Source organism: Desulfuribacillus stibiiarsenatis (assembly GCF_001742305.1).
In the GTDB taxonomy this organism is placed as follows: domain Bacteria; phylum Bacillota; class Bacilli; order Desulfuribacillales; family Desulfuribacillaceae; genus Desulfuribacillus_A; species Desulfuribacillus_A stibiiarsenatis.
This window is the reverse complement of sequence record NZ_MJAT01000003.1, coordinates 92,118-105,998: the sequence shown is the minus strand read 5'-3', so window position 1 is coordinate 105,998 and position 13,881 is coordinate 92,118. Positions and strand designations below refer to the sequence as shown.

Annotated in this window: 15 protein-coding genes and 1 pseudogene; 1 reads left to right on the top strand and 15 read right to left on the bottom strand. The window is 33.9% G+C overall.

The window, feature by feature from the left end; all coding sequences use genetic code 11:
- The 10 genes and pseudogenes from tnpB to BHU72_RS16010 form a co-directional block, all read right to left on the bottom strand.
- Positions 1–282: IS66 family insertion sequence element accessory protein TnpB (gene tnpB / locus BHU72_RS15350; protein ID WP_083248225.1), on the bottom strand; the 282-nt coding region annotated here is incomplete at its 3' end.
- On the bottom strand, positions 276–611 hold the full coding sequence (gene tnpA / locus BHU72_RS03030; RefSeq protein WP_436796447.1) for an IS66 family insertion sequence element accessory protein TnpA: 336 nt from the start codon (positions 609–611) through the stop codon (positions 276–278). The genes tnpA and tnpB, both read right to left, overlap by 7 nt.
- A gap of 622 nt (positions 612–1,233) precedes the next feature.
- On the bottom strand, positions 1,234–2,316 hold the full coding sequence (locus BHU72_RS03025; protein ID WP_069701157.1) for a hypothetical protein: 1,083 nt from the start codon (positions 2,314–2,316) through the stop codon (positions 1,234–1,236).
- Positions 2,316–3,497, bottom strand: a complete 1,182-nt coding sequence (locus BHU72_RS03020; protein WP_069701156.1) for a hypothetical protein — start codon at positions 3,495–3,497, stop codon at positions 2,316–2,318. The genes BHU72_RS03025 and BHU72_RS03020 overlap by 1 nt, the downstream gene beginning before the upstream one ends.
- Before the next feature lie 262 nt (positions 3,498–3,759).
- Positions 3,760–5,163, bottom strand: a complete 1,404-nt coding sequence (locus BHU72_RS03015; RefSeq protein WP_069701155.1) for a hypothetical protein — start codon at positions 5,161–5,163, stop codon at positions 3,760–3,762.
- A gap of 356 nt (positions 5,164–5,519) precedes the next feature.
- A complete protein-coding gene (locus tag BHU72_RS03010) occupies positions 5,520–6,563 on the bottom strand; it encodes a DNA cytosine methyltransferase (RefSeq protein WP_245671842.1) in 1,044 nt (347 codons plus the stop codon).
- Between the two features lie 77 nt (positions 6,564–6,640).
- Entirely contained in the window at positions 6,641–7,147 is a 507-nt protein-coding gene (locus BHU72_RS03005) for a hypothetical protein (RefSeq protein ID WP_141709237.1), read from the bottom strand.
- Positions 7,148–7,223: 76 nt separating this feature from the next.
- Positions 7,224–8,633, bottom strand: a complete 1,410-nt coding sequence (locus tag BHU72_RS03000; RefSeq protein WP_176720387.1) for a hypothetical protein — start codon at positions 8,631–8,633, stop codon at positions 7,224–7,226.
- Positions 8,602–8,847: a helix-turn-helix domain-containing protein gene (locus BHU72_RS02995; protein WP_069701151.1), complete on the bottom strand. Its 246-nt coding sequence runs from the start codon at positions 8,845–8,847 to the stop codon at positions 8,602–8,604. The genes BHU72_RS03000 and BHU72_RS02995 overlap by 32 nt, the downstream gene beginning before the upstream one ends.
- 382 nt (positions 8,848–9,229) lie before the next feature.
- Positions 9,230–9,461, bottom strand: a pseudogene (locus tag BHU72_RS16010) (23S rRNA (pseudouridine(1915)-N(3))-methyltransferase RlmH); the annotation flags it as partial.
- 525 nt (positions 9,462–9,986) lie between these two features.
- Between BHU72_RS16010 and BHU72_RS02990 the strand changes: the two are divergent.
- Positions 9,987–10,214, top strand: a complete 228-nt coding sequence (locus BHU72_RS02990; RefSeq protein WP_069701150.1) for a hypothetical protein — start codon at positions 9,987–9,989, stop codon at positions 10,212–10,214.
- Positions 10,215–10,475: 261 nt separating this feature from the next.
- Here the strand turns inward: BHU72_RS02990 and BHU72_RS02985 are convergent, their stop codons facing one another.
- The 5 genes from BHU72_RS02985 to BHU72_RS02965 all read right to left on the bottom strand — a co-directional run bounded on the left by BHU72_RS02985 (position 10,476) and on the right by BHU72_RS02965 (position 13,742).
- A complete protein-coding gene (locus tag BHU72_RS02985; RefSeq protein ID WP_069701149.1) occupies positions 10,476–11,006 on the bottom strand; it encodes a MerR family transcriptional regulator in 531 nt (176 codons plus the stop codon).
- A 26-nt stretch (positions 11,007–11,032) separates the two neighbouring features.
- Complete coding sequence (locus BHU72_RS02980; protein ID WP_069701148.1) at positions 11,033–11,500, bottom strand: hypothetical protein; 468 nt, start codon at positions 11,498–11,500, stop codon at positions 11,033–11,035.
- Between the two features lie 240 nt (positions 11,501–11,740).
- Positions 11,741–12,319, bottom strand: a complete 579-nt coding sequence (locus tag BHU72_RS02975) for a hypothetical protein (RefSeq protein WP_069701147.1) — start codon at positions 12,317–12,319, stop codon at positions 11,741–11,743.
- Between the two features lie 35 nt (positions 12,320–12,354).
- Complete coding sequence (locus tag BHU72_RS02970; RefSeq protein WP_069701146.1) at positions 12,355–12,966, bottom strand: TetR/AcrR family transcriptional regulator; 612 nt, start codon at positions 12,964–12,966, stop codon at positions 12,355–12,357.
- A gap of 239 nt (positions 12,967–13,205) precedes the next feature.
- The gene (locus tag BHU72_RS02965; protein WP_069701145.1) at positions 13,206–13,742 is read right to left on the bottom strand and encodes a dihydrofolate reductase family protein; all 537 of its coding nucleotides are present in this window, start codon (positions 13,740–13,742) and stop codon (positions 13,206–13,208) included.
- Between the last annotated feature and the right edge of the window lie 139 nt (positions 13,743–13,881).

The following is a 13,881-nucleotide window of genomic DNA, read 5'->3' as shown; positions in this document are numbered from 1 at the left end:
CAATTCCTGCCAGGTAAGAGATTTGATTTGCTCTGTCGATCGGGGCCATTGGAAGCTTCCGTTTTCAAGACGTTTATACAAGAGGATGAATCCATCGCCTTCCCAAAGCAGTGCTTTGAGGCGATCACGTCTTCTGCCACAGAACAGATAGAGTCTAGGGGTAAAAGGGTCCATTCCGAAGGTTTCTTGAACAAGGGCAGCAAGACCGTCTATCGATTTGCGCATATCTGTATAGCCACAGGCAATGTAAATTTCTTTTGCTACTGTGATGTCGCCTAGCATATAGATTTTAAAGCTAGCAAAACATTTTCAAGTGTTTCTTTAGAGGTACCATCTTTCACTTCAATAGTCGCTACTGGAAGATGAATAGTGATGGACCCTAGTGTTTTCATTGGTCTTGTGTCGAATGATAGTTTTGCAAACTCAACTGGTTTTTGATTCACATGTGTAGCTGGAAGTCGTTGTTTGCAAGCTTCTTTCCGAATTTTTTTCAGCCAGTAGTAGTAAGATGCTTCGTTAATGCTTTTTTGCTTACACCAAGTTCGTACGGTCATTCCACTATCTTGGCATTCCATTATTAGCTTTGACCACTGTTCCTTGCGGAACTGGATTTTTACTTGGTTATTTCATCCATGAATAATACCTCCATCGTATAGCTTTAGAGTACTTGAAAAACTTGAAAAACTCTAACTCTAAAAACTATAAATGTTATTTGAAGGTATTATTACATGGATCATATTAAATTGTAAGGCACCATGTTATTAAGCGCTTACGGTTAAGCTAATATTAAATTGATCAGCAATCGTTTTAAATGAAGCCGTGCCTTGTAGATAAGCTAAAACTGCCTTTGATTTTAGTTCTGTACTATATTTGGTCATAATAAAAACTGCACCTCCAATTATTAGGTCTGTCTAACAATTGGGGTGCAGTTCATTACTTTAGTCTTTTAATTTTGATCCAATATGCCGATCTTCAATACAAATGTGTATAAATAATATCCAACTCAATACATAATTGTATACACTCTGGAATTATTTTACGCAATATCTATTAGACTGCACAGATTCTTTATTCTAGAAGATGTTTCCTAAATAACTGGTTTTGAGTGTCAAAGACCAAAGTGGTTTCCTTATTTACCTTTAAGAGTTTTCGTTTATATAAAAAAATAACCCATTTAGGGATATAAGGTAAGATTGGTGGTAGATAATAAAGATTCAATCTTTTATTAATGAATTATTCAGGCTTTAAAATATCTTTCTCATCTAATAAATGCTTTGAAAAATGATTATACCAATACTCTAATAAATCTAACATTCCAATGACTAGCATATCCCATGGTACTTTTTCTAAATTCATAGATTTCTGATTATGTCGTAAGTGTACTATAGAATTTCGGATATCGTATATCCAGTCACCACAATGGCGCTCCTCATTAATATGAATATATTTAGCATTCGTAAGTCGTTCCAGAAACTGGGCAGGAGTTTCATCTATAATCTTTTTAATTGCATTACGTTCAACAGGTTTCCATGCAAGGTCATCATGAAGTTTTATAGCTAAATCCACCATGGTAAGGGTTGTAGGCTCTAAGTTTTCATAAAACTTACCCAAGTATATAAAAGGATATAGCATTTCGATGCAACGATATAAATCTAAATAGCAATATTTAAAGTTAGTACTGGACAAACTAACTAATATATTTTCTTTAAATTGTTTACTGAATTTTTGCTCAAAGACAAGCATGTATTTCTCCAGAGTATCCTTTGAAAAGGGTAAAACTCTAAGAGTATTTTCATAACAAAGATATAATCCAATAAAGCTCTCGATATCTTCAACTACTAAAGGACAAGTCGGTAAAATTTCAAAAATACATATCGTTTCGAAATATTTAAGTAACTCCTTAAAATCATGACCAGTATATCCGCAAATACCTTTATATGATGACATCACTTCATTTATTATTTCTCTCGGACGAACATTTGAAGCGATATTTACTTCCAACTCATGAATAATTAACGTAAAGAGACCTGGGTTTATTTCAAATGGGTCTAAGAATGTAGGCGATACAGTCTCCTTACCGAATCCTGAGGTTACAAAAAACTTTCTATGTTCGTACGCTATTATTGCACTCTTTTTTTTAGGCATAATTTCATAACTATTAACTATCTGCGCTTCAGTTAAGAATTTTGTATTTTCTTTATCACCATAAACCCACCGTATTTCATCTAACTCTTCGCAGTATTCTTCGCTTTCTTGTACTACTTTCTTAAGAATATTAAAAACAGATTGACTTGCCTTATCAGTATTTCTACTCATTAAACTAATGCCCTCCAGCAAGGAGAAAGGTTATTTAGTGAAACGTTTTCTTCTAGTAGGATTTCAAATGCTTTAAGAAAAAACTCCCGTTCAAACTCCCCTACCTTACCTGACTTTTTATTGGTAATTATCTCATCCAACTCTTCTATTTCCATAAATAATTTAAGTTCTTCTATACTCGAATTTTCAAGTTTTTTTATGAGTAAATTAACATCTCTATTTAGCACTTTGAACTTATCATGCTGTCTTATTAATTCTCTTTCAATCCCAGGCTTACCAAAAATATATCTAGAACAAGCTGCCACAAAACCTACTCTAGCAGGATGAGACTTAAAGATATCCTTTCCATTTTTAAATTTCAGCAAATTCTCATTTTCAATTTTTGTTACTTTTGAAAAGGTAATGTCTAACTTTACCAATAAATCAGCAACTCCAAAGAAATACATTAAAAAATCATTATTCGAACTAGCTTCAATTAAATCAAGCTTTGCAAACTCTTCCGCTAACTGATCTTGAATTTCAACCTTATGTTTTCTCGTTCCAAAGAGTATGAATAACTCAACAAATTCATGTGCTTGATACTGCCCTGCTTCTTTTCTATAATTATTATCATCAGCTTTCAATAACGTCATAGATGGAATTCTGGTACTAAACTTAGAAATTAACTGGTCAAATACAACTTCTAGTTGCTTCCTCAAATTCCATGGGATTTGTCCAGTATTTAATACTAACATCCTGTAAATTAAACTGTTCATATTTGTTGCTATCCAGTATTCCACTCTAATTTTAGTTTCTTTTGAAATCTCTTCAATTGATTCTAGTAACCCTGTTGTTCTCTGCATACCATCTATAATAGCAATTTCATCTGGGCTAGCATTTTTTATCACTTTAAGGAACTCACTTTCACTATCAATATCTAAGTTTTCCATTATCTCTTCACTAATAATAATACCTAATACTACAGGCGGTAAAACAGCACCTTTCTTTAAATCTTCAATCATCCTCTTTCGGATGCTCATAGCTGTTTTAGTTTTTAGTGGTGCCCTTTGTCCCTCTATCCCCCCACGGTTAGAGTAAGCTACTTCGATATAATTTAAAAATTCTCGTACATTCATTTTCCTTAAAACAGAAAAACAATTCACTCGGTTATCTTTTATAATATCTATGTACTGATATTCCACTAATACCACCCACCATATTCTTTTATTTATTATTATATACTACAATACTTCCAATTTTACCGTTATTAATATATTGTTTTACCGTTATTTATGATTTGGCTCACCTATCGTTATATCGGCGGTGGCAAAACATACAAATCATCTGAACCGTCCCCTTGAATTTTTAACATTATTTTACTGTATAATAAAAACTCCGTTATGTATAAAACGGGGCATGTTGGGGATTGAAATGTTAGACGATGTTTTTATAGTGTTTCTAAATCTATGAAAACCTATAAAAAGGCATTTCAAATGGGATGTGAAAGTATGCTGATTCTACTGCATTGAAAAAATCATTGTACTTCAATACAGCACTGAATGTTTTTTTCATGCTTCTCTGGTTGTAATCGAATATATGAATTTCATCATCTTTGATCATAAAATTATGATGTTGAGATGAGTTTCTTAGATGTCTTTTTATATCTTCCTCATCCTTGTTTTTGAACTCATCCATAATCTCCAACTTGTCATAAGGAAAATACAATGAATTCTCTTGAAGCAGAGGAAGAAATATGAACACCAAGTAATACTTAGCTGATAACATGAGCTCGTCATATAACTTAATCTTTTGTATAGTTCTGTTACGTGGATCCTCAACGTATTTAAAGTCTGTTGACATCATATTCTCATATTCCTCTCCAACATTTGGCTCATACATTTGCATATAAGTTGATGCTGGATATTGATCTATCCTAGTAGTTAGAAAATAAAAGCGAGTATAATTATCTTGAAGCATGTGATAGTCATATTCCAACATGTTTTGCCTACAAAATATAATGAAGAATCTCATAGTATCGACAAAAACAAACAGCGAATCATACATATTCTGAAATACTACTAAGTCCTTGTATACTCTCTCCATGTATTTATTAAGATAATCCAATATTTTGTCATTTATAATATTCTGAGATGTCTCATTTTCTATTTTGCTTACTAATCCTTCTTTAAATTCATGTGCATTCAGTTGTATTAGTTTCTTTATATATGTTACTTCCTCATTTTGAACTTCATCTGAGTTTTTCTCTAGAAGAATAATGCAATAATCTAGTGCGTCATCGGAGCTATTTACTTTATAATTTTGAACTTTGTCCTTATCTATCCACGGCGTAAATCGTAAGTAAAACAGATTGGTATCAAGATCCATTATCAATGAGTACAATTCTTTAATAGTGAAATTTAGTTTTATACTCCCATACCGAGAATCACGTTTTATTCTGATCCCACAAGAGTCAGTAATATCATAATGATTGTGACAAAAACTATTTCGAAGTAATATTAACTTCTCCTTATCTGTATAGCCATTCATCTGGTCTTTATATATAGGTTCTAAACTCTTGAGTTTAATATTGTCACCGAAATAATCCAAATAGACCTCTTTATGATTAGTAATCTTCGAAATACATAGAAATGCTGCATTTATCCACAATACTCTATCTAAAGTTTCAAAATCGTAGTAATAATCGTAGTCCAACTTATTGTCTTCATAATATTTCTTTATTGCATCAATTGGTTTCAACACCGATTTACCATTTTTGTGATAGGCAATATTGTGTATGAATTTTCCAAATGATTTAACTGCCCCTTTTACTTGTTCTTTTTTTATTATAGAACTACTCACTTTTCTCACCTTACCTCATCTCTAGTAAATAAAAGTATAATTACTATAAAAAATTCGTAAGACATCTCGCATTCAAGACGTTCCTAAGCCTAGCTTGACCTTGCTTCACATAGATGAATATAAATACACAGATATGTAAATCCTTTTATATTCCTGTATTTCAATACTCCCATCAAAAAACCGCCGTCACTTGTGATATGGTTCACCTCACTGTATCTAAGCACGAGCAGATATTTCAACATAAAATTTATATTACCATTTAACATTAATACTTATTGGAATACTTAATTTCAGTAGCTTAACTCTAGCGACTTTACATTAAACAAAAGAGCCTAACTACATTGTTTAGTAATTAGGCTCCCATATTAAAGTATAGCTAATTGTTCTGCAAATTCTTCCTCAACATTAACTTTTCCTTCGAGAATCTCCGAGATTTGCCCAGCAATTGCGTAAGCAAGCCTTGGGGGTACTGCATTACCAATGATTTTATACATTCCAGCGATAGAACCTGCTTCAAATACGAAATCGTCAGGAAATGATTGAATGCGTGCAATCTCTCTTACAGTATATCTTCTATCCTCAGTTGGATGTAGTATCCCACAGTTTTCAGGTGTTGCAGCGGCAGTTATTGTTCCACAAATTTCATCCCAACTATATCTACGATAAAAATTGGGAGATTTGTACTTTTTAATATTATCACGAATTTTTTTCATTCTTTCAGGCAACTTATCATAAGGGATATCTTTCCATGAACCGCCTTCTTTAATGTATGGCACTATCTCCTGTGATTGAGGGGAAAGTTTCCAATGCTCGCTATTCGGAATATCTGGCTTAAGATTGTTCAGTGTATGCCTAAGAGTTAGCTTGTCCGATTTGATGGGCTTAGGGAATACAAACCTTTTATTTAGGTCTTTTCTTAAACCAACAATAAGAACCCTATACCTATTTTGCGGCACTCCGTAATCACTTGCTTTAACCAATTTATATTCAACATAATACCCTACATCATCCATCATTCGTTCAATGCTATGTATCAATTTATTTCCATCATCATTCTTTATAGATAAGATACCCCTAACATTTTCAAATACCACAGCCTGCGGCTTCTTCTTTTTGATAATTCTTATACATTCATGAAATAATGTGCCTCTTTCATCTGCCACTCCTTTTCTGTTACCTGCGCTTGAAAAAGGTTGACAAGGAAAACCTGCTGTTAACACATCGCAGTCAGGTATCTCGTCTTCATGAATTTCTTTGATGTCTTTCTGAACTATATCACCAAGATTTTTTCTATAGGTCTTTACTGCGTCATTATCAATATCGTTAGCAAAAACAATATTATATCCATACTGATGGAAACCTAAGTCCATTCCCCCACATCCACTAAACAATGAAACCAATTTGAACATTGTTTGCACATCCTTTATAACTCTCATTGAAGTAATTTTAACAAATAACTTTATATATGACAACAGAAAAATAGAACTTATGTTCCTGTCTTTATTTTGTCACATAGCTCAATTATCATTGCAGGTAATGAATATATTCTGCCCAATTGAAGTGATTCGGCTTGACTATTTTTTGAGTTCCATTTGAAAACTCCGAATTGATGTTCTATTAATTCGCCCGCTTGGGTTAATCTCCTCACAATTGATAAATCTTCATCTAGTGCTAATAAGTCAGTTAAATTCTTACTTGCACCCCCATTAACATTTATTAACAACCCATAACCGGAGTAACTACTAAGACAATAACCGATTAATTGAGAGTACTCTTTTAATCCTAAGGAAGATATATCTTTTACTTCGCCAATAACAATCTCAAATTTCTTATTCTCTGGATTTATGATAATTAAAAACAAATCAATTTTTAACTGCCCAAGACTCTCTGCATAATACCTTATTTCATCATAATAAACTCCCGATTCAGTCGATACCTTTATAATGCCGACTGACAAAAGTGTATCTATATCCCCCAACACTAGATAAGGCAATCCTTCACTCTGAAAAATCGCAATAAACTCCTCTTTAAGATTGTTCAGAATTTCGGCGTAATACTTTTTTTCGTTACTAATCTAAATCACCTTCCTGTATTTCACGAACGGAAATTCGTAGGTTATCATGCCGTGTAATTAGATTTCTATAAACTCGCGGATTATTTGGACCTATAATTACTGCAAAGCTACCGTTCCGAATAAGAATAGGTGTTAGTTTGTCTGGCCGTTCTATTAATATATTTACAAGATTCGGCAAACCTGCATCCAGTTCTTGATGCAAATAATCCAAATAATTCCCCGTTATTCTAGTCTTGTTGGTGTCTCCATTTGTTCTCTGAATCAGCCAAACTAATCCTTGGAGAATCTGTGTAATAGGGTAACCCGATTCCTCGCAATTACCCCAAATTAGTTTTTGTCCTTCTTCACTACATTGTATAAGTTGACGCACTGAGAAAGGTTGGGAAGAATAAGTTCTATTTCTCATAACATCAGATCCGTTAATTTTTTCTTGCACATATTGCAATGTATCTCTTACATATATAGGGAATGGATTAATCCAATACTCAGCTCTCCGAACAAACTGTTCCAATTCACGAATTGGTGCGTATTGACAGCCCAATACAGCACATATGTGCTTGTTGTGAAGAAAATGTAACCCCCTAATTTCTTCTGGTATCCACATAGAGGATTCGCCTTCATGAATTGTTTTTATCGAATGTTCATCAATACCCTTTTCATCACACCTTAATGCGTTATGATTTGTATTTTGAGTGGCTAAATTTTCATTTGCTGCTTCTGCCTTTGCTTGAAATAAAAACGAACCTGCCGCGACATAGGAATCAATGAGCACCCTAACCTTGTAACCCTTTTTCCATGGTTTATAATAGGGATTTGACGAACTATGTAAATTCGGATGATTCCAAAGTAATTGGTCGGTATAACAATTCACTTCTTGTAGTACCTGGCACACATCAAAGACAAGTCTATAATTATTTTTAGCGGCAAACTCAAAAGAAATTATTTGAAAGTTAGAATCAAACCGTCTGTGGTTTGGATTAAGACTTCCAATACTATCGGCAATTCCAGCAATAAAATTTCTCTTAAACAACTCCGCATTCAAAAATGTCCTTAAGGTTGTAAGGTCGCCGGTTTCGATTATTTTCCCGTTTGGAATAATCCCAAAAGCATTCATGTCAGTTATAAGTTCGTTTGAGAGAGGCGTAGTACTTCTAATTTGCCACTCAGGTTCAAGTAAGAATGTAACCGGCATATTATAAGTTCTTTCAAATAGCGGTCTCACTCTATTTAAGATATCACTTGCTAACTGACCTGCTCTTGCTGGATTAATTTTTGCCCTTCCCCACAATCTATAGGGTAAATTGATTACCATTTGGTTATTATTTCTAAATACTCCGCCGCCTACAATAAGCCCCATTAAGTAAGCTTTTTCACTAGTAATTCTTACTCTGGTCAATTTCAGCACATCCTTCAATGTTATATAACAACTCAGATGAAGTTATTCCTAGAGCACTGGCAATCCTCACAATGTTTTTTAACGATACATTCCTTTCGCCACGTTCAACCGCGCCTATATATGTTCTATGAAGATTGCAAAGTTCCGCTAAGCGTTCTTGCGACAGGCCTAATTGATTCCTATGTTCTTTAACCGTTTCGCCAAAATTTCCCAATATACTCATTATTATTACACCCTTATACAAATATGGACAGAAAAGAACACTATATATATACAGACTATAAGTATCTTCCATGGTAATCGACAGACTATAAGTAGCATCGCTTATATATTAATATTCTATGTATAATATACCACCCACCCCGCTGCTCAGCCTGTCCCATAGCATTCGTTGTTTTGAAACCACTTTTGCAAATCCTGTCACAAAACGTTCACGTTTGTACACGAAAGCTCATACGGTTTCGCTTATTTTGAATGATGCGTGTGTATCCCGCCCAACACTGTAGAAACACACTTAATGAATCAATTTAGTAAACTCCCAGCAGTGAGCATTAAAGAAATTCAGTTGTTCTTTGATGCTTCTCTTAAAAACAATGACTTTGTGCTTACTTATGATACGACGCACCTGTATTAATCCTAAGCGCCTTATTGTATATCTGCTCCAACAGAATTAACCGCATGAGCGATGTGGAAATGTCATCTTCGATAATGATAGCTTTTCATCAGCTCTTTTCAGTACTTCTTGACTTAACCCTAACTCCCACCAATCACAAAGGTAATGTGGCTTTCGCCATAGGTTGCTAGCTTGTCCATGGATTCGGCAAGCTGCCCCGAGGATAGCTGCCCTTTCTATATCGCAGTTCAATTTTTAAATTAGCGTATGAATAGCGTATGAATTGCATGCTATAAATGCCAATTAGCGTATAATAGTGTATAATTAAATTATAATTTGAATTAAATATGATGGTGGATTTTTTGTACCTGCCTAAATTTGGTTATTCCCAATCAATTGTAAAAGACCTAATGTCAATTGAGCGCTCCCGAGCTATAATCGAATTAATGCCTATACCCCACATATAGAAACGATCTACGAGAACAAGTAAAACTAAAAGCCACTCATTATTCTACACGTATAGAAGGAAATACTCTTGATTTAGAACAAGTTGCTCGTGTAGTTAAACAGAAAAAAGACGACTTAAGAATACCTGTTGTAGAAGAGTAAGAAATTATTGCGATCTCTTTCTTATCGCAAGAAAAACAAAATAAAACTCTATAACGGAGGATTTTATAAAACAGCTCCACTCGATTATTGTAAAGCATGGTACTGGTAGAAAGTCTGCAAAAAGTAACTATAGGGGATCCATGCCTCCTGGTGTATTATTTGCTGTATATGATAATAAAACCAGACAGCCAGAATATATTCCCCCCGAATATTCAGATGTACCACCATTGATGGAAGCATTGGTACTATGGATTCACACTGAAAAAGAATTGCCAATTCCTATTAAGGAAATTGCGGAGTTGTTTCACGTCAAGCCAATTACCATTACTAAATGGTCTATATCCTGGCTCAATAGAGGTATTATTTAAGGAGCGAGTGGTAACGAAAGAATTACTTCGTACCGAATTGGAGAAGCATATAAAGATTTAACCTTAAGTGATTTAGGATATCGAGAAGACTGACGAGAAAAAATTGCAAGCATATTCTTACTATGCGAAAAATCAACTTGCATTAGATACTATAGAAACCTCATTTACAACAATACGGTTCGGTGTATCGGTGTAACATGTAACAACGGTTTCATGAGTATTGCCCAATATGTAAATTCATTCATATCTTCTCAAAAAAAATTAATCTGTATCTTCCCTAATCAATACAAGTAAATGATCAATTTCGTCATCTTTCATATTTAAACTTCTAAGAAATTTATTATGCTGCTCAGGATTATCCCACTCAAATTCTCGATGCCAATTCAGCCAATCCTTTTCTTCATACCCTAGCTTTATAAGCATTTCCGTCCATGTTTTACTTGTGGAGAAGATGCTTTTACCCATAATGACTTCTTCTTTTAAAACATCCAGTACTAGTTTCTCTTGAGTTTTTAGATTCTTAATTTCCATTTGTATCTTATTAAGACGCTCCACGAGTATGCCTGTGTTACTATTGTTTTCAGCATCCAATAGCTTCTGTATATCACTCAATGAGATTCCTGACTCTCTGTACAATAAAATTTTTTCTAGTTTCAATACTTCTTTTTGCCCATACAATCGGTAATTATTATATTTCCTCTCCATCGGCTTTAATAAGCCCAATTTATCGTAATATAGTATCGCACTCCTTGATAAATTAAACTTTCTTACTAAATCCCCAATTTTATACATGTATAATCCTTCTTTACTATTTATTGTTACAATAACATTTTAGCATGCTTTAAATAGTAATTTAGTGAATCTTCCCATTTTTCCATATGTTTATTAAATGCTTCTTCTGTATTTTCTCTATACATAATCTCGGCTGCTTCATTACCTAATGGTATAAAAGTATATTGAATATTACCTAGGGTCAACTTTTCACCTTTCTCCGTTAAGTCAATATCTATGATTACATATATATCATTCGCCCTTACTTTAATAAATTGCAGCTTATGATTATCTTTATCATGTTCAGTTACAACCCATTGAAAGCTACCATAGTTGTTATTTGTCTCAAATATACATCCTTTCTCTGCAAACCCACTTTCCGAATAAATCATCTTATACTCCCAATCCTGCAACCATTCCTTCTCACGAACAGGACATAACAATGGAAATATTTCCTCTTTAGTTCCTTCTAAAATTTGTTGATACTTTCGAATTAATTTTTCCTTTTGATCCATAATACCATCACTCCTTTATCTTCATGATAAAGTATGAAGTTATAGTCAGGTCAACAAAAAAACAGCAGTTAATTATGAGAGAGTCCCTATATCGTGTAACTGCGGTTTTATATTAACAAAATAATTGAGAACCGCCCCCATCGACTCAATATGAATAAAGAGCCCTAATCTCCTTGGAAATCAAGGTCATCAGTGCTCCTATAGATATTTTTGTTTCCCAACATCAAATCATCAATCATATCATTTATTCTTTTTTTCAAGCTTCCTAAATCCCAGATAAATTAAACCAACACAAATTACTAGACCTATGATTGCAGGAATAAAGATGGACTTTCCTGCTTCGCCTCCAAAGGCTACACTCCAAATCATTTTAGCTACAGCCATAAAGACAACAACGGATAATCCAAACCATAAGCTGCGCTTCCAGAATGCTATGCCTAGTGCGGTAAACGAAACGGGTACAAGAAGTGACATCAGTATTTTTGCTCCTCCCCAATCACCGCTTAAATATTCCATTTCCATTTCCAAGAATTGTTTTGCTTGGTCACTTACAACTTCCGGCTTTGGAAACCAGAACATACTCGTCAAAAGAAAAAAAACCGTTCCAAAAATACCAGCCCAACTTCTTTTATATGCAAAATAACAAAAGGGTACAAGGAACAGTGGTCTCAAATACCAGCTTAATTGATTTTGGTGGCGTTCATAAGCCCAATCAAAAAAGCTCTTATTCGTGAATGCCAAAACAAAAAATAATAATGTAAGTACTGTAAAAGTTAAAGCCAACAGTTTGTCATAACGTCTGAATTGGCCATTCCCCATAGTTTTCACTCCCATCTTATATTTGGATAAGCTCTCTATTTACCTAATCCGCCTTTCATAAAGTCCACAAAACAATCAAGATTTTCTATCATTTTTTCAGGTTCAAAATCCTCTGGTCTATAAAAAATCTCATCAAAATGGATAAACAGGTAACTTATAGTTGTTACAAGAAATTCCTTAGAAAATTCCTTTTTAAAGTCCCCATTTTCTATGGCTTTGTCTATCATTTCTTCAAGCAACTTTTCCGTTTCACTTCCTAAGATACTCTTTGCAATTTCGTATATTTTGTTACCCTTTTCTTTCGTAAACATCTTACTTAACCTATAAAACTGTGGAAAAGCAACGGCAAACTCTGCACCAATTCTCGCTTGCATCTTAAATTTTTCAAAAATGCCCTTTCCCTCATATGCTTCTGTATATCCATCGATCCTATTACTTACAAATTCCCATTTGGTTTTTGCAGAAGACTCTAATAAAAATAGGTAAAGTGCCTGTTTATCCTTAAAGTGGTAGTAAAAAGTGCCTTTACTAATCTCTGCATTCTTTATAATGTTATTGAGCGAAGCATCTTCATAGTTTTTTGTTATAAATTCATCTAATGCTGCCTCCAGCAATTCTGCTTTTCTTTCAAAAAACTTCTCTTTCAACTTTTATTGGCCTCCTCTATCATTTTTATAGACCATACAGTCTAGACCAACTAGTCTATGACAAATATGCCACATCTATCTGATGCTGTCAATAGGGTAAGAAACCATCGCAAAAGCCACATTCTATGGTCATAGAATATGGCTTTTGTTTCATAGTTATATTATTATTTTTCATTTATACGCTGGAACAACACTGCAAGGATAAGTGTCCCCAATGACTCCTTTTTGTCACTATTCTACTATTTCACTCTAGCATATTTTAATTGTACCAAGCCAGAATCAAAAACTTTACTTTCTATTAATTTCAGATTATTTTCTGTATGTGTTTCTCTAAATAACCGTACTCCCTTGCCCAGTAAGATTGGGATGATTGAGATTACATACTCGTCAATCAAATCGTTATCTCTAAACTCCCTTACTGCTTCAGAACCCCCATCAATAAAAATGTCCTTGCCTTTTTGTTCTTTAATCTTAGTTATTAAATCGCCAATGTTGCCACTGAAAAACTGGACATTTTCATCGGTTCCCTGAAGTGTTTTTGAAAGCACGTAGCAAGTTCTCCCTTTGTGTGGAAATTCGATACCAAAGGATAATACTTTCTCATACGTTTTTCTTCCCATGAATACAGTATCGACTGTCTTAATAAAAGTATTATATCCATAATCCTCATTATCGCGTTCAACAATGGATAACCAACTGATATCATTATCTCCCCTTGCAATAAAACCATCAAGACTTTGAGCTATATACAAAACAACCTTTCTCCTATTCTCCATTGAAATTCCCCCTTCTATTTTGAAAAGCATCTCTTTTATGGTTTTCTGTATATATGCTACTATCCCTTATTATATAATTAACTAATATCCCTGCTCTATTATGAAAACTCAGACCATTTACACTATTTTTCTTTAACAT